The sequence below is a fragment of the Salinispira pacifica genome, assembly GCF_000507245.1.
In the GTDB taxonomy this organism is placed as follows: Bacteria; Spirochaetota; Spirochaetia; order DSM-27196; family Salinispiraceae; genus Salinispira; species Salinispira pacifica.
The window spans coordinates 1,641,559-1,659,728 of sequence record NC_023035.1 but is presented as its reverse complement, the minus strand read 5'-3'; the positions used below and the strand labels follow the sequence as shown (position 1 = coordinate 1,659,728).

The 18,170-nt window shown below is 50.0% G+C and carries 19 protein-coding genes; 11 read left to right on the top strand and 8 right to left on the bottom strand.

The annotated features are described in order from the left end of the window. Positions 1–188 precede the first annotated feature (188 nt). From L21SP2_RS07375 to L21SP2_RS07360, 4 genes are read left to right on the top strand one after another with little or no spacing between them, the layout of a single operon-like run. Positions 189–767: a hypothetical protein gene (locus L21SP2_RS07375; protein ID WP_024267878.1), complete on the top strand. Its 579-nt coding sequence runs from the start codon at positions 189–191 to the stop codon at positions 765–767. 54 nt (positions 768–821) lie between these two features. Beyond that, the gene (locus L21SP2_RS07370; RefSeq protein ID WP_024267877.1) at positions 822–1,334 is read left to right on the top strand and encodes a hypothetical protein; all 513 of its coding nucleotides are present in this window, start codon (positions 822–824) and stop codon (positions 1,332–1,334) included. A 20-nt stretch (positions 1,335–1,354) separates the two neighbouring features. Further along, on the top strand, positions 1,355–1,594 hold the full coding sequence (locus tag L21SP2_RS07365; protein ID WP_024267876.1) for a helix-turn-helix transcriptional regulator: 240 nt from the start codon (positions 1,355–1,357) through the stop codon (positions 1,592–1,594). Positions 1,595–1,647: 53 nt separating this feature from the next. Beyond that, positions 1,648–2,124: a hypothetical protein gene (locus tag L21SP2_RS07360; protein WP_041401324.1), complete on the top strand. Its 477-nt coding sequence runs from the start codon at positions 1,648–1,650 to the stop codon at positions 2,122–2,124. A gap of 53 nt (positions 2,125–2,177) precedes the next feature. Here the strand turns inward: L21SP2_RS07360 and L21SP2_RS07355 are convergent, their stop codons facing one another. From L21SP2_RS07355 to L21SP2_RS07345, 3 genes are all read right to left on the bottom strand, one after another. After that, positions 2,178–2,933 carry an SDR family NAD(P)-dependent oxidoreductase gene (locus L21SP2_RS07355; protein ID WP_024267874.1) on the bottom strand — a complete coding sequence of 252 codons (756 nt, stop codon included), beginning with the start codon at positions 2,931–2,933 and terminating at the stop codon, positions 2,178–2,180. Between the two features lie 191 nt (positions 2,934–3,124). Then, positions 3,125–4,408 carry an AfsA-related hotdog domain-containing protein gene (locus L21SP2_RS17080; RefSeq protein WP_024267873.1) on the bottom strand — a complete coding sequence of 428 codons (1,284 nt, stop codon included), beginning with the start codon at positions 4,406–4,408 and terminating at the stop codon, positions 3,125–3,127. After that, positions 4,389–6,473, bottom strand: a complete 2,085-nt coding sequence (locus L21SP2_RS07345; RefSeq protein WP_024267872.1) for a methyl-accepting chemotaxis protein — start codon at positions 6,471–6,473, stop codon at positions 4,389–4,391. The genes L21SP2_RS17080 and L21SP2_RS07345 overlap by 20 nt, the downstream gene beginning before the upstream one ends. 359 nt (positions 6,474–6,832) lie before the next feature. Here L21SP2_RS07345 and L21SP2_RS07340 point away from each other — a divergent pair, with 359 nt between their 5' ends. After that, a complete protein-coding gene (locus tag L21SP2_RS07340) occupies positions 6,833–7,093 on the top strand; it encodes a DUF2188 domain-containing protein (protein WP_024267871.1) in 261 nt (86 codons plus the stop codon). Here the strand turns inward: L21SP2_RS07340 and L21SP2_RS07335 are convergent. From L21SP2_RS07335 to L21SP2_RS07320, 5 genes are all read right to left on the bottom strand, one after another. Beyond that, on the bottom strand, positions 7,073–8,512 hold the full coding sequence (locus L21SP2_RS07335; RefSeq protein WP_081719513.1) for an alpha/beta hydrolase family protein: 1,440 nt from the start codon (positions 8,510–8,512) through the stop codon (positions 7,073–7,075). The genes L21SP2_RS07340 and L21SP2_RS07335 overlap by 21 nt on opposite strands. Before the next feature lie 69 nt (positions 8,513–8,581). Continuing rightward, positions 8,582–10,141, bottom strand: coding sequence for a PAS domain-containing sensor histidine kinase (locus L21SP2_RS07330; protein ID WP_024267868.1), 1,560 nt, complete (start codon positions 10,139–10,141; stop codon positions 8,582–8,584). 31 nt (positions 10,142–10,172) lie between these two features. Beyond that, on the bottom strand, positions 10,173–10,298 hold the full coding sequence (locus tag L21SP2_RS19030) for a hypothetical protein (RefSeq protein WP_024267867.1): 126 nt from the start codon (positions 10,296–10,298) through the stop codon (positions 10,173–10,175). A 35-nt stretch (positions 10,299–10,333) separates the two neighbouring features. Next, the gene (locus tag L21SP2_RS07325; protein ID WP_024267866.1) at positions 10,334–11,479 is read right to left on the bottom strand and encodes a 30S ribosomal protein S1; all 1,146 of its coding nucleotides are present in this window, start codon (positions 11,477–11,479) and stop codon (positions 10,334–10,336) included. Next, entirely contained in the window at positions 11,469–12,272 is an 804-nt protein-coding gene (locus L21SP2_RS07320; protein WP_024267865.1) for a lysophospholipid acyltransferase family protein, read from the bottom strand. The genes L21SP2_RS07325 and L21SP2_RS07320 overlap by 11 nt, the downstream gene beginning before the upstream one ends. 315 nt (positions 12,273–12,587) lie before the next feature. On the opposite strand from L21SP2_RS07320, the gene L21SP2_RS07315 reads away from it, so the two are divergent. From L21SP2_RS07315 to L21SP2_RS07295, 6 genes are all read left to right on the top strand, one after another. Then, a complete protein-coding gene (locus L21SP2_RS07315) occupies positions 12,588–13,124 on the top strand; it encodes a GNAT family N-acetyltransferase (protein ID WP_053335622.1) in 537 nt (178 codons plus the stop codon). Beyond that, positions 13,121–13,459 carry a hypothetical protein gene (locus tag L21SP2_RS07310; protein WP_041401321.1) on the top strand — a complete coding sequence of 113 codons (339 nt, stop codon included), beginning with the start codon at positions 13,121–13,123 and terminating at the stop codon, positions 13,457–13,459. Before L21SP2_RS07315 ends, L21SP2_RS07310 begins: the two co-directional genes overlap by 4 nt. A gap of 210 nt (positions 13,460–13,669) precedes the next feature. After that, positions 13,670–14,848 carry an alpha-amylase family glycosyl hydrolase gene (locus L21SP2_RS07305; protein WP_211233435.1) on the top strand — a complete coding sequence of 393 codons (1,179 nt, stop codon included), beginning with the start codon at positions 13,670–13,672 and terminating at the stop codon, positions 14,846–14,848. Continuing rightward, positions 14,800–15,132 carry an alpha-amylase domain-containing protein gene (locus tag L21SP2_RS18675; RefSeq protein ID WP_053335620.1) on the top strand — a complete coding sequence of 111 codons (333 nt, stop codon included), beginning with the start codon at positions 14,800–14,802 and terminating at the stop codon, positions 15,130–15,132. The genes L21SP2_RS07305 and L21SP2_RS18675 overlap by 49 nt, the downstream gene beginning before the upstream one ends. 131 nt (positions 15,133–15,263) lie before the next feature. Continuing rightward, a complete protein-coding gene (locus tag L21SP2_RS07300; protein ID WP_024267864.1) occupies positions 15,264–16,061 on the top strand; it encodes an alpha/beta fold hydrolase in 798 nt (265 codons plus the stop codon). Between the two features lie 229 nt (positions 16,062–16,290). Further along, positions 16,291–18,114, top strand: coding sequence for a methyl-accepting chemotaxis protein (locus tag L21SP2_RS07295; protein ID WP_024267862.1), 1,824 nt, complete (start codon positions 16,291–16,293; stop codon positions 18,112–18,114). The last annotated feature ends 56 nt before the right edge of the window (positions 18,115–18,170 follow it).

Sequence of the window (18,170 nt, the reverse complement as noted above, 5' to 3'; positions counted from 1 at the left end):
TCAATTCCCGTAACCGGGATCACAAATAACATCATCCGTCCTCCATTTCCAATTTCAAAAACGCAACTATCCCTTCAATTTCTCTATGACCAATTTTAGCTAATTCACCGCCGGCGTCCTTTTCACCGCTTGAGATAGACGGGAAGCCGTATAATAGTAAAAGCATCTTTTTATATTAAGGAGTTCATATGAATGACTTCAAAGATGTAAACCACCTCAACGGCGAGCTGTTGGATGAGGAAAAGGTTCTCTGGGAATCTATTGTCAGCAGGGTACAACCGGCCCTTCGGCTTAGCGATGAAGAGACCGAAGCAATGAAAAATCATAAGCTGATACGTATGTTCGGCCTTCTGCCGAAATTTGCGGATTGCCCGAATCCCGAGGGTACCGGTTTTATGAATGTTGTGGTATATATGGCAGAGCGCAACGGTGGACGGGATCTGTTCCTTCACCATCCGGAACATGACAATAATATCCTCTCCCGTCTCCAACCCTTTCACAACATCATGCGGAAGGGCAATCAGGAAGTGGTTGAAAAAGGCCTTGCCCTTGCATCCCTGGTGATGCTTCAGGACTACCAGGCGGACAGAGAGGAAGATCTTGCGAAGAACAAATATAATCCATTGAATAATGGTGCATGGGAATTTTCATCGGCGAGGGAACAGTTGATGAAGGTGATTAACAAAGCTCAGGCCATGCGTCTGGATGCAGTATTCGCATTATCTGTGGTAACGACGATGTCTTTCTGGAACAATACCGGATATTGAGGACTCATTCATGAAGTACTGAGCACTGATTGAGTCTCATCATAGAGAGCAAGAATGGAGAAGCGAATCAACCTGCTGTTCATCAGCTTCGGTCTTATTGTCACAGTCATGAATACCTGGTTTTTTATTGATGAAAACGGCTTCACCGGCCGGGTCTTCAGAGAACCGATATTCATTATGCCGGCTATAGGACTGATATATTTTTCGCTTCTCCAGTTCTTTGGCGGGAAAACCTTACGAATATCCCATATTGCCTTTCTTACCGTAATAGCTGCAGTTTCCATTATTGACGGACCGGAAAACGTGTACGGCATGGGATTCATGATCCTTGCAATATATCTGTTTTACAAATACGGCTTTTTGCAAAAACACTTTATCATGAAGTCGGTATTCATCATCGTTCTCATCTATGTCCTGATCCTGATTTCCTTCTTCGGAAACGAACATTTCAGTGCCGGAATCAACGTAATGGCCTTTGTATTCTTTTTTTCGTGGCCTTCTCTCTGGGAGAATGGCAGTGGATTCAAACCCTCAGAAAAAAAGACATTGAATACCGGGACAAGCTGAAGGAGTTTCACGGGGAAGAGGTGGATTTAGAGAAAGCCGGATTTTCCAGAAGAGAACTGGAAGTGGGGAAACTGCTGATGAAGCATCCTGAGACCGATAAGGAGCTGGCATGGCGAATGAATATCTCCCCCGAAACGTTCAGAAACCATCTCAAGTCCATGCGAAGAAAACTCAATGTGAACACCAAACAACAATTGATAGAAAAGATCCGCTGGTACTACAACCATGAAGAGCAGGAACGGCCAAATAACCAAAATTAGTTATATATTAATTATATTTAAAAAACTATACTTGTAATGTATAGGGAGTATATATGGTTTGGGAAATTGTAATTGGCGTCTCAATGTTTGCTGCGTTCCAGATCGTCATAGAACGGGTGGTTAAACCCCAGATTGAATGGCTGCGCCGCCGGGCTTCATTAAGTGAGGCTCTCTTAACCTACCGCAGCGATATTGTCCGACAAACACTTTCTCAACAGGCCGCCAGGTACATCCAGCGCCAGTCCGCGGAACTTTATGCGGCCGGGGGTCTCCTGCCATGGAAACAGCAGATCAGCCTGAATATCAACAGGCAAATAAACCTTATACTTTCTCCGGCACTCTCCGGCGTAGAGCTGAGCACCGAACGGATTTATGAAAGCCTGAAAATTCTGCGAAAATGCAATGTCCGCAGCAGCTATACGGGACGAGGTCTTCGGGATATCAGGCGCATCGATCTTACAGGTGATGTGGGAGATTCATTGCACACTCCGGAGAGCTGGGGATACCCGCCGGGCCGGAGTATTCAATAATCATCATATAAAATATAAAACAGACATAGCTATTTCCCTGGTATCGGAGCGTTTTACTGAATTGTGAACCCGCCGTCCAGCATCAGGGTATGCCCCGCCATAAAGTCCGGTGCGTCAGTCATCAGCCACAGCACAGCCCGTGCAATTTCGTCAGGTTCCCCCACCCTTCCAATGGGATGGCCTGCATTATACATGGCCTGCTTTTTCGGATCCCCTCCGGTACTTCTGAGAAAAATATCAGTCTTTACCGATCCAGGGGCAACGGCATTAACCCGGATGCCTGAGGAAGCATATTCCAGGGCGGCAGTTTTGGTTATGGCTTCCACACCGTGGCGGCTGGCATTGTATGCTACCCTTCCCTTCCGTGCGATGGTTCCGCATACACTGGACATGTTCACAATGCTGCCTTCACCCCGGGGAAGCATCATCTCAAGTTCCCGCTGAACCAGCATAAAGGTTCCGGTGAGATTCACCGCAATTATTTCATCCCAGTCACTCTGTTCGGCCTGAAGAATCTCGGATTTTACTCCATCAATGCCCGCATTGTTGAATGCGGCGTGAAGTACAGAATACTCTGAGCGGATTATTCCGAACAGCTCATCCACCTGCTCCCGGGACGATATATCGCAGGGGACATAGCGTACATCCAGGTTTTCATCCTGTAATTCTTTTTCGCAGGCTTCACCTGCACTCTTTCTGCGACCGGTAAAAACGACCCGTGCGCCCTGAGAAGCGAGAAGCCTGCTGGCGGCCTTTCCAATGCCCGTTGACCCGCCGGTCACTAATATTACTTTGTTGTTCAATTTCATGGATATTTCCTTTTTTTTAGTGCACGGAAGCTTGTAAAGCGCACATTTTTCCCATCAAGATGTACAGATATAGTGCCGGATAAACTTCTAACACCAGCTGTAGAGTGGTAATTGTCAAACATGTTCATACACGAACCTTTTTCACAAGCTTCGGTGCACTGTATTCCTTTCTGTTTGTAATTACCCGCCGGCTATAACACCGCTTTTTCCGGAACCTTGCAGTAGCGCTTGATAATCAACTCAAGCCTGTCCAGCTCAGCTTCGGGCATATGTGTGATCATAAAATCATATCCCTCCTCACCTGCAGAGAAGCTGCACACGCCTTTTACGGATATGCCGGCCACAATCAGAACAAAATCCATCTCATCCTGCTCGTGAACTTTCTCTGCCCAGTCATTGAGAAGGGAAAAGCCCCTGAGATTGATCCGCCGGAGACGGCCTTCCAGCCAGCCTTCTATGCCCCGTTTCTTCAACAGGAGGGTGTGCTCCAGATGTTCCGGAGGGTAAAAAGGCAATTCCTCCAGCTCGCTGCGCTTTCCCTCCCGTATCCATTTGAACACGTGCTCGCCCACATTGCTACCGCTGACCCGGACACTGCCCAGCTGCTCGCCGTTCTGGTGAATGGTAATCTCCATCCCCACCGTGGACCAGCTGCCCCGCTGGATCTTTTTGGAAGTAACATGAGCCCGGAGGATCACCGGTGCGTACAGCTCCAGAAATCCGTCGAATTTGGCTTCCATCACATCCAGAATCATATGTGCACCCCGGGCCGAGACATTTCCGTATTCATGGGCACAGGCAACAACCATCTGCCGGCATGCCTCGAGAATCATGATGCCCGGCACATGCTCATTGGGATGCTCAAAAAAGAAGGAATGGTCAGTATCCACCACAAGATTTGCGAGAAATATCTCCCGCTGGTCCTGATACCCGTACTTTTCCAGTATCCGGGATATGTCAGCCTGCAGGGAATTATCTACGTAGTATTCTTTTTTCCCCGCATGTTTAATTACCCTGTTCAATAGATCATCTTCAAGAAAATCCTTGAGAATCAAGTCTCCATTGTGCAGCGGATTCATTCTGGATACCTGATCTACAGCTGCGGACCGATCCTCCGGTTCAGAGCAGCCATCGGCTTCCGGGTTCTGAGACAGAGGTTTGTAACTTTCTTTGAATCGTTCCCTGCTTTTCGGGGGAATTGCCTTGAGAACAGCTTCATACTCCTCTGGACTCAATCTGAGAGTACCCAGCGGCTCCTTCATGACATAATGAGGGACACCGCCGAATATTCCAGGGGACTGTATCAGCTTGTATACCCCCCGGACATCCGAGGCTTCGGATGCCGATGTCCGGGCCAGAAATTTTTCAAAGTCCTCTTCACGGAAGGCTCTTGGGAGGACCCGCCGGAGGTTCGCCAGAAGCACGTTTTCATCCCGGCTCTTGTGAACCAGGGACTTAGATATGGTCGTTTCCATTTCCGTCTCCATTCAGATTAAATCGCTTGAGAATTGTCTCCAGACTGCCCACCACTTCCATGTTCGCTTCAGAACTGTCCTTCAGCCGGCCTATCATATTCGATACTTCCCCGTTACTCCTGCTCTGTTCGCTGGTTGCCTCCCTGATATGGGTGGATATATCGACCAGTTCAACCATGCTTCCGTCAATGTGCACACTCTGATTCTGAAGGCTTCCGGTGAGTTCTTTAACGCTGTTGGTGGCCTCAACCACCGATCCAACCGAAGAAAGGATTTCATCGGTACCGCTCTTCTGCTCCAGCATGGCGGAGCTGACCTGCTGGATCAAACGGCTGGTTTCCTGAATGCCCTGGAAAATGCTCCGGAATGCATCACCGGCCTTCCTGGTATCTTCAGCTCCGCCCTTCACACGTTCACTCATGAGCTTTATCTGATCTTCAATTTCACGGGTACGCTGGCTGCTGTTTTCCGCAAGCTTCCGTATTTCTTCCGCAACCACCGCAAATCCCCTGCCGGATTCTCCTGCGTGGGCGGCTTCGATGGCTGCATTCATGGCCAGAAGATTGGTCTGCGCCGCAACATCGGCGATGAGCTTTACAATATCGTTTACCTGTGAAGTGGCATCTTCAATGGCGGACATGGTCTGGATGCTCTGGTCGATCTGCAGTTCGCCGCTGCGTGCCCGCTCCATGAGAGTGGCGGCAAGTCCGTTGGCATCCTGGGTGTTTTTGGATACTGATGCGATGTTCCCGGCCATCTCATTCATAGCTCCAGCGGTCTGCTCGACGAATGCCGACTGATTTTCGATGTCCCTTCCGATCCGCTCGATGCTGTGTTGAATTTCACGGATCTTGTCCCGGGCGGCCTGCACAGAACCGGACTGTTCATCGGCATTGCCGGAAATCTGCTCAACCGAGCTCACAATCTGGTGCATTGCGGTTCCGGCCTGACTGATGGACTCGTTCACCCAGCGGGATGAACCGGAGATGGATTTCGAACTTTCTGCAATGCTTTGCAGCATGGATTCAAGAGTATCCATAAATCGGTTAATCAGCTCTGAGAGCTCTCCAACCTCGTCGTTGGTTGTAATGGAAATACGTTCGCTCAGGCTGTTCTCACCCGAAAGAATTCCCTGAATTTTCTGCTTTTGGATTTTCAGCTGGAGGACCAGCTCTTTAGAATATGTGAGAGCAACTGCGATCACAATCGCCATGATCGCCAGGAAGGATATAAAAAATATCTGCCTCACACCCTGTAAATGAGCCTGAAAATCCCGCTCATTCATCCTGAACGCCGGAGGATTGGAAAACTCCTCATATCTGTCATCGAAGGCGGACTGGGCTTCCTGCATATCAGCATCTTCATTTACTATGCTGTACAGCTGCTGAGCGTAGTTCAGCTCCGCTTCATAGGCGAAAAAGAGCTTGGGCAGAAAATAGGTAAGAGCATAGAGAGCCAGAAGGGAGGCAATGAGCACCGTTTTCCGTTCCAGGTTCATTTCCCTGCTTTGGGTATCTTCCTCCATACGATGAATCCGCATGAGCTTACGGGCGGGCGTGAGCACCTGCCTGTTCATGGAGCTCTGCACAAATGCATATACACCCGAGCTGGACAGGGTGAAAATGAGATGGAACCAGAGCCTGGGACTGCCGGGATCACTGAAATATCCCTGGGTTGAAAAAAAGATAATGGTTCCACCGAAAAAGCTCACAAAATTGAGAACCAGTACTACCGAGGAAAGCCTGAACATCCGGTTCTTTGCTCTGGCCAGAATTTCCGGCTCTGCCCTCCCCTGTTCCCTAAGCTGGACATATGCCCGCTGAATCGGCCTGCTGTAAAAATACAGGATCGCCGAGAATATGATTAAAATCGGGAGCACATTCAGCAGCATGAACTCGCTGAAATATGCAAGAAGTCCCTGAAATGCCTCATTGCCGGTGATTGCCTGTTCCAGCAGGTAATCGGTAACGCTGAGTACCGTTAAGGCAATAAGAAATACCGTCGCCGTGTTCCGTACGATTCGCAGGGGAATGGATTTTACATTCGCAGTTTGGTTGGTGTTCATCGCAGAATCCTTTTTAGATGGTTTGGCATAGTATCACCACAGATAGTATGACCACAGGGATACGCTGCCGGTGCATATTGCATTCAAGCTATGCCGACCTGTTATCCCTGTCAATTTATATATGTCCTTTTTTTGATATTTTGATATAACCAATTTTGGTCAATTGGATGCGTTCCATCCCGCTGGAGTTCAGGGGAAGTCAACGTGCGGCGAAATGTGAACATACACCAGTCTGCATCGGTGCGGGAGACTGATTTAGCCAAAATTGGCTATACACATATCCGCAGGGCGGGAGTATGGTATAAATAAGAGACCTGAGCCCTTTCAACGGTCAGGGCAGGCCAACCGGGGTAATACATATGATGACGAAAATTTACCATGTTCAGTACGATGCCAGATTAGGAAGCTGGATTCTCAGAATGGACGGGAGATCTTTTCCGGTGAATGAGTTTGAGAGCAAAGATGCGGCACTAAACTTCTCAAAAAAATATGCACGTGCCGTTGCGCCAACTCTGCTGAAAATACGCAGCAGGGAGGGCCGCCTCGAATCCGAATGGTTTTACGGAACCAACGGGGAACACAGCGAACCCCGCCTGCAGTCAACGGCCATTAATCCATGAGCTGACCAGCTCCAGAAGGCGCGGGTTCATGGTCTCGGAAATACTGCCGTATTCGGCAGGCAGTCCGCTTTCCGCTTCCTGAAAGAGATGGTTCAATCCGTCGAGAGTCACCACATCAATGTTTTCTGCTGTTATGGGAGCGCTGTTGGCCCGGGCATCGACCTGGGTATCCAGACCTCCAAATACCGCCAGAGCAGGCATCTCCAGCTCATTAATCTCCGTAGACGGATCGTAGGTAAGAAAATTGCGGTACCATCGGGACGTGATCTGCCGGAGGGCATTTTCCAGTCGGGATCCACTCAGCCCCATCGTTCGATACTGCTCTTCCAAGCGGCTGATGGTTTCCGGCGGCAGGGATTCTTTAACAGGTATCTGCTGGAGAATATCAAAGATTCCTTTTGCGGCATCGAGCTCCCTGCGTATTGCTTCCTCGCTTACCCCGCTTCTACGCATGATGATTTCCGATTGAAGAAGCAGCTGTTCCCTTCCCTGAATTACCGATGGAGCAAGCAATACCAGAAACGGAATTTCAGGATTACGGTATCCCAAATAGATACCGATGAGCCCGCCTTCAGAATGCCCTGCAATACCGGTGCGGAGCGGGTCGGTTTCGTTCTGTGAAACAAGATACTTCCATGCGGCCAGCGCATCCGAGGCCAGATCCGGGCTTGTGGCATCCTGAAAATCTCCCTCGCTCAGGCCAACTCCACGGTCATCATATCGAAGAACCGCAATACCTTGCCGGGTAAGATAGTCAGCCAGCACCAGAAAGGGTTTATGCCCCATCAGTTCTTCGTCCCGGTTTTGGGGACCTGAACCGCTGACCAGCACTACCGCCGGAAACGGGCCTTCTCCCCTGGGAAGGGTGAGTGTTCCCGCAAGCTGTATGTCCGCTGAATCATTTCTGAAATACAGGTCCCGGGAAACATAGGGATAGGGAGGCTCGGGTTCCTGGGGGCGGGATATTTCCGGCCGGGTATCCTGCGGTTCCAGAACAAGAGGAAACTGGGCCCCGCCCTGATACCATGTTCCGTCTATTGACCGGGTTCCGGTGAATGTGCCCTGAAAGTATCCTCCCACCGAAGGGACATCAAACTTCACCGTATTGTTCTGCTTCAGCTGTAATTCTGCGGGCAATCCGGTGGCACCCTGGTCCGGACTGTCCATCACCCAGCTTCCGTCCTCACTGCTGCGGAAAACCAGCCGGATGGATCCATTCCCTGTTTCCAGACTGCCGACCCACACTCCCTGAAGGGATTCGGGTGTAAGGGTGATTTCACTCCCGGCAGCTTCGCCGTCGGATCTCATATTTCCCTCCCGGGATGCGCATGCAGAAAGCAACACCATCGCCAGAAGGGTTGCTGCGATCAACATCAATTTTTTGCCGTTTAGTATTTTTCGTATTGCCGTACTTCTCATATTCGCCGCCTCTCTATGGTGAGTCGTAGTCGGAACTCGTAATTTTCAGTCGTAATACTGCCATTTGTTTCAGCTCAAATCTGATACCGTTCCCAGGGTGATCTGAAACTCGCTGCCCTCATTCACTTTGCTCTCCACGTCTATGGTGCCTCCGAATGATTCAACCTGGTTTTTGCACATGAACAGTCCAAGACCGCTGCCATCCGCTGCGTTTTCCTTCCCCGGTTCAGACATTGAGAGGCGCTGATTAAATCCGAACAGCTTATCGCCGTATTTTTCCAGATCTATTCCCCGGCCGTTGTCCCTGAATACCAGGATCACGAACCCGTTTTCCACCCGGGTGAACACTTCAATTTCCGGGGGCCTCTGGTCATGCCGGTATTTAACGGCATTGCTGATAAAATTGAAAAAGTAACTCTCCAAATATATTTCCGGATACCGAAGGCTGGAAACGGCGGAGAAATCCTCCCGGATTTTCGCCTTGCTGCTGCGAATCATGGTTTCCAGACTCATCAACGCCTGCATATAGGCATGAAAAAGGGTTACCGGCTGTTCGGGCTTGCCGATGATTACTGTGGATTTTACCAGATCCAGCATCGTAGTCAGGGTTTTCAACAATGCCGCACTATTGTCACGGAGCATATCCACAGTTTCCCGGTCCAGACAGCCGTCTCCCGCTTCAGAATCAAGAATCATGTTGATATTTCCCGCAGGTCCCCGGAGGTTGTGACCAAGCATCCGGCTAATATCTTCCATCTGACGGTTGCGGGCAGTGAGGAGGTCCACGGTTTTCTGCAGCTCTTTTTGATATCGGTATTCCTCATCAATATCCTGACACACCCCGTACACACGGGTGGGGATCTCATTTTCCTGATAGACCTCTCCCACAACCCGGGTCCAGACCATTCTTCCCCGGGCGGTGCGCACCAGGAGTCGTTCATCAAATCCCCGGCCTTCATGAATGATGCGCTTCAGCCGGTCCTCCGCCAACTGTCTGCTTTCTCCCGCATAGAACTGAAGCACACTGTCCAGGTCCAGCTCGGTGTTATCGTCAAGATCATGGATGCGACGAACCTGTTTGGACCAGTGCACCTCTCCGGTTTCCAGATCCACCGACCAGGACCCTATACCGGATAGCTCCTGTGACAGTGTCAATAATGCGTTGCGCTCCAGTATTTCCCGCTGCTGGTGAACCTGATCGGAAATATCCCGGGATGATGTGTGCAGCCTGATTACGGTTCCTTCGGCATTGAAAATCGGACGGGTAAGGGTCTCAAGCCAGATGATGTTTCCATCCTTCCGGATGAACCGGTACACCATGCGTACCGTGTTATCACCATCAAGAGCCGGGCTGTGGGACTGGGCGCGGATCATTTCCTTGTCTTCAGGGTGAAAATAGTCATAGGGATTGGTTCCAAGCATTTCACTTGCCGGATAGCCGGAGATCTCTTCCCCGGCGGGATTGATGTATATATATGTCCCGTCGGCATCATGGATGCAGATCATCTCCCGGCTGAGATTTATAATCCGGGGGAAATCTTCGTGAAATTCTGAAGTCTGGTTTTTCGAAGTATGGGGGTTCGAAGTATGGGGTTCGGATGTCCTGAAATCTGAATTATTGGTTTCCACCCTTTCACTATAATCCCATCCAATTTCTGTTTCAAATTCGGGATTCGGCAGGATCAGATTTTTTTTGATTCCGGTGTCGTTCCAGAACATAGAGCAGAAACAGAAAGTACACGCTTCGTTCCAGGCCGCCGTAGGTTTGCCTCAGGCTGTTAAGCATATCCTGCTCCCGCTGTTGTCAGACAGATTGCGAAATTACTTTTTCTTCTGATTTTTCATGAACGCTGCGAAGGGGTTATAGGTTTCCTCTGCATCATCCTCTTCCATATATGCATTTTTTACAAAATCATCCATTCGTTTTCCGGCGGGTTTCAGAGCGATTCTGCGCTGCTCGCTGTCTATGCTGATCACCTGCACATCCAGACGCATCCCTTTCTTCAGCACCTTCCCTGACACCGGGTCTTTTTTGTCCGACTCCAGCTGGGATATATGAATGAGACCGTCAAGTCCGGGTTCCAGGGTTACGAATGCACCGAAGGCTGCAATCCGTGCAACCTCTCCGCTGTGCACAGAATCCTCGGGATATGTGCTCAGGGCGTGTTCCCAGGGATCCTCAAGAAGCGCCTTGGTGCTTAATGTGATGCGATCCTTCTCCCAGTCAAGTCCGATAATTTTTGCGGTAATTTCCTGTCCCGGCTCAAGTTCGGAGCGGATATCATCCAGTCGTCCCCGGGTTACCTGGGAAACGGGGAGAAGGGCTGAAATCCCCTGAATATCAACAAATGCACCGAAATCCTGGACCTTTGTGATAATGCCCGATACTTCCATTCCTTCTTTCAGCCGGTTTTGAAGCTCCTGCTTCATTTTCTCATGCTCTTCTTCCCGGATTACCCGGTTTGAGACGAGAATGTTGCGTCCTTCTTCTCCGTACTCCATCACTTTGAACGGCAGCGTGGAGCCGATTTTCACGTCCCGGGAACTGTCTCCGGGAAGGCCCATCTGGGAATGGGGACAGAAGGCCCGGATATCTCCAAGCCCCACTTCAAAGCCGCCCTTGATTTCCCTGCGAATGGTACCTTCAACGGGAATTCCCGCTTCATAGGCCCGCTCAAGCACTGCATATCCTGCGTGGTCGCCGCTGAGGCTGGTTGTAAAAATCTGATTGCCATGATCCATTTTCAGAAAGTACACGGAAATATTGTCGCCGGGGGAGACGCTCAGATTGCCCTGCTCGTCTATCAGTTCCGCAGCATCCAGCTGCCCTTCGCTCTTTCCCCCGGTTTCCAGAAATATGCAATCATCCGAAACCGAGACCACCCTGGTGTCGATCTGATCTCCCGGCTGCAATTTCCTGTCCTGTTCCAGACTGTCTTCAAAAAGCTTTTCGAAATTATCCTGCATTATCTTCCTTTTCCCACGTATTGAGTCTGCTCTGGATGAAGTCAACGATTTCCTGGTGTTCGTTCTTTCCCCTGCCCTGGGGAGCAATGGGGGAACCGATCTCAATGTGGATTTTCTTTTTCCGGGATATTCTTCCAAAACCCCTGATGATGCTCCCTTCTCCCCAAAAATCTGTTTTCAGAGCGATGGGGATTACGTTTACCCCGGCCCGGATAGCCAGCTTAATTCCCAGTGAATTGAACCGTTCCGGTCTGAACTCTGCGGTTCGGGTTGACTGGGGAAAAATGATGATGGAGATTCCCTTCTTCAGCTTTTCCTCCCCCTCTTTCAGGACGGTGGCAAGATCCTCCCGGGGATTTACCCTGTCAACTGCAATGGGATCACGGCTGCGCATGATATGGCCGAACACATTTCCTTCGGTAAGCTTTCTCTTCACAACAAAGGTAACGGGCATATGGGGGCGAACAATCCCCGGCAGTACTGCAGTTTCCAGAGTACTCATATGGTTTGCAATAATCACATAGGGTCCGTCCTCTCCCTTGAGATTATCCATCCCCCGGATTACAAACCTGCCGCCGAAACGCTCAACAATCTGCAGCGACTCCTGGGAGCTTTTCACCCATTGCTGATCGTCATAGTTACCGTCGATAACCTCCCGGCGGTACCGAAAGACAATATCTTTAATGAAAGTGAAATACATTCCCCAGCGTGTACCGAGAAACAGATAATGAATAAACGGCAACCCCTTCTTCGTGCTGCTTTCGTAGCTGTCTCCGCTAAATATACTTTCCATGTTATCCCCGTTTTATAGTATGAACTCAGCCCACGATTTCCTGAAAGCACCATCTACGATCTGTGAGCTCAGCAGTTTCCCTGCGAAGAGCAGTATATCAGGAGAGAAGCTGCAGAGGCTACCTGCTTATGGGCCAGGTTTTTCTATGCACGGGGTGGTGCCGGTTTTTTCAGCAAAACAATATCGACCACATTAACTGTTTCTGATATTCTTGCACTTCGTAAAACCCGTGCTTATCGGGGGGACGTCCTCCTGAAGGGCATCATGGCTCGCTACTCAATCAATGGCAACTCCGGCCCGCCTGGAAAGGACTTCATGAAATACATTTACAATTATAAAGACAATCAGGTGCTGCGCAGAAGCTTCGACGATCTGTGCCGCCGGACATTTGGTATCAGTTTCGAACGCTGGTATGAGAAGGGTTTGTGGGGAGATTCGTATGTCTGCCACTCCATTCAGGATGGAGACAGAATTGTTGCCAATGTATCGGTTACCAGCATGCAGCTCGCCGGCGATCATGGCCTGCGCACGCTGACGCAGATTGGTACGGTAATGACTGACCCCGAGTACAGAGGAAAAGGCCTGGCAGCAGAATTGATGAACAGGGTAATCGGCCAGTATGAGAATGAATCTGAAGCCTTTTATCTCTTTGCAAATGATACGGTTCTCGATTTTATCCCCGATTCGGCTTCCGCCGGATGGAAAGAATGGCAATCTTCACCCGGAAGCGATTCAACACTTCAGGGGACCACAGGTTTCGAAAGCTGGATATGGACAATGATGCCCATACCTCACTCCTTACCCGGGTTGTGGAACAGCGCAGCCCGACATCCTCACGATTCTTCTTCATGAATAACCGGGACATTCTCTATTGGTACTGTCTGGAGATTTTTCCTGACCGGCTGTTCTATGATGAAGTTTCGGACCTTATTGCGATCTATTCCCACGATGAAAATACCCTGAATATCTATGATCTCATCTCGCCTGAGCCCATAAACTATCCTGAAATTGTCGCCGCGCTTCAGACAGATGCCACAGGGGAAACGGTATTTCATTTTAACCTGGAGTGTGACGAACTGGAGCTTCAGCAAAGGATGTTCCGGTCAGATGAAGAAGATGACCCTATGTTTGTCCGGGGTGATCTTGATATGGCTTCATTCACCTACCCTGTTACCGCTCATACCTGATAAAATCGACTACTGAATATCCAAAGACATCAGAGTGGAAACGCTTCCAAAAAGTACATTCCCACCAATACCCCAATACAGAAACACAATAAATCGTTGTACAATAGAAGGTTAAGAGATTTTCCTTGCAAAAACAGGAAAGTGGGCGTAGCATGCTTGTAATTGGGGAAAGCGCTTTTGCTATAACAAAACAAAGTATTGGAGACTCGTATGAAAGTATTGATTAAGTCGATGCTTGCGATAGCTCTTGCGCTATTTCTTGTGTCCTGTTCAAACGGGCTGATGCCCGAATCGTCTCAGAATGCCGATCTTGCTTCCCGGGGGGTGGGAAACAACTCAGGTGTAATGATGCAGGGTTTTTACTGGGATGTCCCCGGAGGCGGCAACTGGTACAATACCCTGAAAAATAAAGCCGACGACCTTGCAAATATGTCCGGCGGGTACGGAATTGACGTTATCTGGTTTCCCCCTGCATCCAAGGCGGAAGGCGGTGGGTATTCCATGGGATACGATCCCTATGACTATTATGACCTCGGGCAGTATTATCAGAAAGGAACAGTAGAAACCCGCTTCGGTTCCCAGCAGGAGCTGAAGTCCGCAATCAGCCGGTATCATTCCTACGGCATCGAAGTAATGGCGGATATTGTGCTCAACCACCGCTCAGGAGGTCAGTCCGAATGGAATCCGGTTACAAACTCCAATACCTGGACTGATTTTTCACAGGTTGCTTCGGGAGAGGCCAGGTGGCATTGGTACGATTTTCATCCCAACAATTACAGCTCAAACGATTCAGGTGCATTCGGGGGCTATCCTGATGTGACCTATACTTCCGGAAGTCCCTATAACGATATGAAGGACTGGATGAACTGGCTGATGAACGATAACAACGCCGGGTTTGACCAATGGCGCTTTGATTATGTGAAGGGAATCTATCCCTGGGTTGTTAAAGATATGAAGGCTGCAACCGGAAGTCCCTTTTCCGTGGGCGAGTACTGGGATTCAAACACTTCAACCCTGGACTGGTGGACCCGGGAGGCGAACATGTCCGCCTTCGATTTTGCCACCTACTATACCCTTGCAGATATCTGCAACAATACCTCCGGCGGCGGATACCTTCCCAACCTGGTGGATCACTCCAAAAGTTTTGCATCCAAAAATCCCTACCGTGCAGTGACATTTGTGGGTAATCACGATACCGATGAGATTTATAATGACAAGATGCTGGCATACGCCTTTATCCTGACCTACCAGGGATATCCCATGATCTGGTACAAGGACTATTTCGACTACGGATTGGATGATCTGGGCGGTCAATGGGGCAACGGTATTGATCAGCTGGTATGGGTCCGTGGTCAGCTGGCGGGGGAGCGCCCTCCATTGAGCAGCTGAAAACCAATGACGGCGATCTTCTCATCTACGGAGCATACGGAAGCTCATCCTCAAGTCCCGGATATATTGTGGTGATAAATGATCATCCAAGCTCCTGGAAAGGCAGCTGGGTTCAGACCAACAACGGATATCTGCGGGGAAAAACCCTCAAGTCCTATGCCTGGTACTCATCCAACGGCTCCCAGAACTACCAGCCCTCAAGCAAATATGCCAATTCCAGCGGTTGGGTTGAATTGTGGGCACCGCCCAGAGGCTACGCCGTGTATTCGGTGAACGGTCTGTAATTTAACTACAGTTCGGATCTGCTTTGGTCCGTATCGCTCAGGGGCTGCCGACTACCACGGCAGCCCCGTTTTTATTACAATTACGGTACATCATCTGACGCAGGCATAACCGGATGTGCAGGAGCAGACACATGAAGCTTGAAACTGACAGCGGGCAGACCATCAATTACCAGGTGTACGGAAGCAGAGAACACCCTCCCCTCATTCTTATACACGGACTGGGAGCAGAAATATCGTCATGGAAATATCAGATTGAAGAATTTCCCAGGCACGGGTTCTTCGTTATTGCCGTGGATATGTACGGGCACGGGGAAAGCGAGAATATTCAAGGCGATGCCCTGCATGAATGGAATGAAGAGATTCTGGAGCTGCTGAAACAGCTTGAACTGAGCTCCGCCGTTCTCTGCGGAGTCAGCATGGGCGGTGTCATTGCGCTGAACTTCAGCTGCCATTACCCGCAGCATGTGAGCGGACTGATCATTTCCGACAGTTTTGCAGAACTCAACTCCATTTCGGAACGGGCGCTGGGATTTTCCCAGGTTCTGGGGTTTGCCCTGTTCAGTATTCTGGGACGGAGGCAATTTGCAAAAGGGATGGCTTCTGCCTACAAGGCAGAGTTCGCATCTTCAGCCCGGGAGTACATGTACGCCCGATGCCTGCAGGCGGACTTCACCCAACTGATCAGGGCCCGTAGGGGGATCAACCGCATCCGTACGCTGAACTGTCTGGGAGCTCTTGAGGTGCCGGCGCTGATAACAGTGGGCAGCGGGTTCGGATCGTTTTTTGTGAATATCAACAGAAAAATCGCCGAAGCCCTCCCCAGCTCAACATTCAGGATATTGGAGAATTCCATGGACCCGTCGCCCCTGGTCAACCCCGGGGACTTCAACCGTGAAGCAGTCTCTTTCCTGAGACAGTTCCGGAAGTAAAGAGGCCGTTCACCTGTATGCCGAAGACGATGGCGCTTCCCCAGCCTCCCACATGCCCGCCTTCGTTTCCCCCTCCGGGTAATATTCCGGATACTGCTGTGTTCCCGGATAGAATCCCCATTTTTCCGTAATCTTTGATTTCCGGCGCCGGGAGCATTATACTTGAGTTAGTTAATAATAATTTGAACTGGTGAATTGCACTGCCAATACACTCAAAAGGATGTAACTCGTGATCTCTGTACACACTCCCGTTCAGGGAAAAATCAAAATAACCCTCTTTTATGCCCTCCTGACTTTGAGCATCCCTCTGGCTCTTGCCCTTGCGGATATTGTCACCGGGCTGGCCACTCCCGGGGCGTATTTCAGCGCTCTCCCGGGATTACCGCTGGCGTATATTCTTGTTTCTGCCCTGGTCACCGGTTTGGCTATACTGTTCGTTATTCGAAAACTTTCAATCACAGGGTTACCCTCCTGGCTGCTGGCCCTGCGCTACGGGCTGCTGATTTGGGGCTCGTTGAACAACCTGATTTTTTCTCTGATCTTCCACGCCAACAGCTCCTTCGGATCGGGCCCGGAAGTTCAGATTATTGCAGGAATGTATGCAGCCGCCGTGGGTCTGTTCTTCGGAACCTTGATGATGGTGGGGGTTTCCAGCGAACTGGAACAGCTCATACCTGAACAGAACCTTATGGCTGAGCGAATCCGCGGAGGGCTCACATCCAAACTGTTTATCAGTGTAACCATTGTGGTGGGCGCATTTCTGATGGGAGCCATCGGTGTGACCCTCATGCCGATAACCGCTGGATATTCGGTGATTCAGGCTCTTCCCCGTATAGCTATTATTGCCGTTCCTTTTCTGCTTCTCACCATGCTGCTGGTGTATTTTTTATCCCGAATTATGACCAAACCGCTGGAAAACTCCATGGAAAAAATCACCGCCATGTCCCAAAAAGATCTGACACACATCCTGGATGTACCCGGCAGGGATGAAATCGGACAGCTGTTTGTTCGTCTGAACCACTTTATCAACGAATTGCGGAGAGTGCTCCAGGAAGCCGTTGAGAGTACAGACCGGAATACCGATCAGAGTGAGAATCTGGATACCCTGGTTGAGAAGGAAAAAAAACTGCTTTCCAGTATCAGCGGTGAAATGGACCAGATTAATCAAGTGATCATCAATCTGAATGAAAACAGCACAGAAACCAGCAGAGAAACCCAGTCCGTGCGCAAAATTGCCGAAGGATTACGTGAGAGTGTTAACGCCCAGACAGAATCTGTGGAGGAAACATCAAGTGCCGCCGAAGAGATGCTGGCAAGTGCGAAGAATATCTCTGAAATCGCTCAGGCGCGAAAAGACGCTGCCGGTTCATTGAACGAAGTGACAATGGCCAGCCAGAACAGTCTCAGCGGCAGTCTCCAGGCCATGGAAGAAGTGATGAGTCAGCTGAACAGCCTTGCAGATATTAATACGGTTATAGATTCGGTGGCGGCTCAGACCAATCTCCTGGCAATGAATGCCGCCATTGAAGCAGCCCATGCGGGGAATGCCGGCAGAGGATTCAGTGTGGTGGCTGAGGAAATTCGGAAACTCGCCGAATCCACCTCGGAGAATTCCAAAAACTCCTCCAATTTTGTGAAAGGTGTCATCGCCAGCATTACAGAGAGTAACAGCAGCCTTGAACAGGTTGCAGGCTCCTTCACACAGGTGAAACGGGTGGGCGACGATGTGATTGCCGGGCTTGAGGAAATCGCCTCTGCATCCCTTCAAATGGAGGAAAGTTCACGCCTTATTGTAAACCGGATGCAGGTATTAAAAGAACACAACTCCACCGTAGACAAGGGAAGCAGCGAGATACAAAAAAGCATTGAAACCGTGGACAGCGCATCCTACAAGACCAGCAACAGCGCAGATTCCGTTCAGGCCGAAACCCGGCAGATCCTTGAGCACGTCACCGACCTCATGGAGATGGCCTCATCAATTGGTGACAGCAGCAACCGCCTGCATCAGGATGCCCTGCAGCTGAAGAAACATTTCAGCCAGTTCAAATTATGATGCAGGGAATCAATCATAATATAATTTCAAATAGGCAGATGATGCGGCAGAAACCG